Annotated in this window: 1 protein-coding gene and 1 pseudogene; one reads left to right on the top strand and one right to left on the bottom strand. The window is 71.1% G+C overall.

What is annotated here, in order from left to right:
• Window positions 1-530 (bottom strand): annotated as a pseudogene (locus tag ACFQ4O_RS17075) (hypothetical protein); the annotation flags it as partial.
• Between the two features lie 250 nt (window positions 531-780).
• Between ACFQ4O_RS17075 and ACFQ4O_RS17070 the strand changes: the two are divergent.
• Window positions 781-2097, top strand: a complete 1317-nt coding sequence (locus tag ACFQ4O_RS17070; protein ID WP_378777513.1) for a capsule biosynthesis protein — start codon at window positions 781-783, stop codon at window positions 2095-2097.
• Window positions 2098-2180: the final 83 nt, after the last annotated feature.

Here is a 2180-nt window from a genome sequence, read left to right as displayed (position 1 = left end):
GGATCGGCCTCGAACAGCGGCGCGCCGTTCGGCCCGTCCAGCATGGCGGCGACCGCCGCGCGCTTCCAGCGGGTGACGCCGCAGCCGACCGAGCGCCGCGCCGTGCGGGCGCGGTGGCGCAGCAGGTCGGAGGCGATCTCCATGGCGCGTTCGGGCGAAATGATTCGGCGATCAAAAGGGTCGAGCCACACGATCCCGGGCGCGGCGGGGTCGAAATCCGCCTCCATCCGCAGCTCGCCGGGCGGGGCCTGCCGAAGCAGATTGTCGCGGGCGCCGGCGAGGTCGGAGGAGGCGTCCGGCGCGAAACCTGCGGTTGCGCCCTCCACCCGATAGCCGAGCGGGCGTCCGGCGGCCTCTAGAACCGCGAGGCGCAGCGGCGCGGGCGCGAATCGCACCACGGGCGTTTCTGTTGCGGTTGCGAAGGTTTCGGCTTCGCTTTCGAGGGGGTCGCCGGGTGTGGTCGCGACCAGCGCGAAGGCCTCGGACGCCTTCGGATGAAGCTCCGCCGCCCGCCCGAGCACAGCCTCCACGTCGGCGCGTCGACCGGCCAAACGCTCGGAGATGATTGCCACTCTCGGGGGCGTGTGTTTCAATCCGCGCATCCGGTTGATAAGTGACAGGCCATCTTCAAGCGCTATCGGCGTCTCGCCGGCGTGGCAATGGCTCATAAAACTCAATCGTCACGCCGCGGCCTTATTCGCTGCCGCAGCATGCCGGACTGGGGCTGAAAGACGAAATGGCGGCGGTCCGGCTCCCGGACGAGACCGTCTTGGGCGATGGATGAACAACCGCGGCGAGCACACCGCACGGCCCGGCCGGACATTCCTGTTCCTGCAGGGGCTCGCGTCGCCGTTCTTCCGCCGGCTCGGGCGTACGCTCGCGCGGAAGGGCTACGGCGTCGAACGCATCAATCTCAATCTGGGCGACCGCCTGTTCTGGTCGGTCGGCGGCGCGCACGACTATCGCGGCCGCTACGAGGACTGGCGCGGCTATCTCGCGCGCTTCATGGACGAGCGCGGCGTCACCGATCTGGTGCTGTTCGGTGACGGGCGGCCCTATCACCGGGTGGCGATCGCCACCGCGCAGCTGCGCGGCGTTTCGGTGCACGTGTTCGAGGAAGGCTACATCCGGCCGGACTGGATCACCATGGAGCCGGGCGGCGTGAACGGCTTCTCCAGCCTGCCGCGCGATCCGGACAGCATCCGCGCGCTGGCGGCGGCCGCGCCCGACGCGCCGGTCCCGGCGCACATCCGCGGCGACATGCGCACCCGCACCCTGTGGGACGTGGTCTACAACTCCGCCAACACCTTCTTCCCCTACCTCTATCCCGGCTACCGGCGCTACCGCCCGCACCACCCTTACGTGGAGTACGCGGGCTGGCTCGGCCGCATCGTGCGCGGCAAGGCGGAGGCCCGGCGCGCGAGCGCGGCGCAGGACGACCTGCTGCGGACGGACGCGCCCTATTTCATTCTGCCGCTGCAGCTCGACAGCGACTACCAGATCCGCATCCACTCGCCGTTCAGCGCCATGACCGAGGTGGTGAACCTGGTGGCGCGCTCCTTCGCGGCCCATGCGCCGGCGGACGCGCGGCTGGTGGTGAAGCTGCATCCGCTCGACAACGGGCTGGTGAACCGCCGCCGCGTCACCGCCCAGACGGCCAAGCGCACCGGGCTCGGCGACCGGCTGGTGTTCATCGACGGCGGCGACATGCCGGCGCTGCTGGAGCGCGCCCGCGGCGTGGTGGTGGTGAACAGCACCGTGGGCACCCAGTCCATCGACATGGGGCGGCCCACCATCGCGCTGGGACAGGCGATCTACGACATGCCGGGCCTCACCCATCAGGGCTCGCTGGAGTCGTTCTGGAGCGCGCCCGAGGCGCCGGATCCGGACTTCGCCCGCGACTTCCGCAAGGTGGTCATCGCCCGCACCCAGCTCAACGGCGGGTTCTACTCGCGGGAATCGGTCGAGATCGCGGTCGCGAACGTGCTGTCCCGCCTGCAGGAGCTGGCGCCGCTGTCCGGCCGGCGGCCGGTCGCGCTGCAATGGGGCGCCCCCGTGATGGATGAGGCGGCTCCGGCGCCCGCGCCCGGCGAGTGAGCGCCAGTCCCTACAGGTCCGTGGTCATCACGGGCGGCGGCCGGGGCATCGGCGCGGCGCTCGCCCGCGCCTGCGCAGGCGAG

The organism is Methylopila musalis (assembly GCF_042679725.1).
Lineage (GTDB): Bacteria > Pseudomonadota > Alphaproteobacteria > Rhizobiales > Methylopilaceae > Methylopila > Methylopila musalis.
This window is presented reverse-complemented; position numbering and strand designations above follow the sequence as displayed.

What these genes read in the sequence shown, in the direction of transcription:
- ACFQ4O_RS17070 (WP_378777513.1), top strand. Translation starts at nt 781, where the DNA reads ATGAACAACCGCGGCGAGCACACCGCACGGCCCGGCCGGACATTCCTG.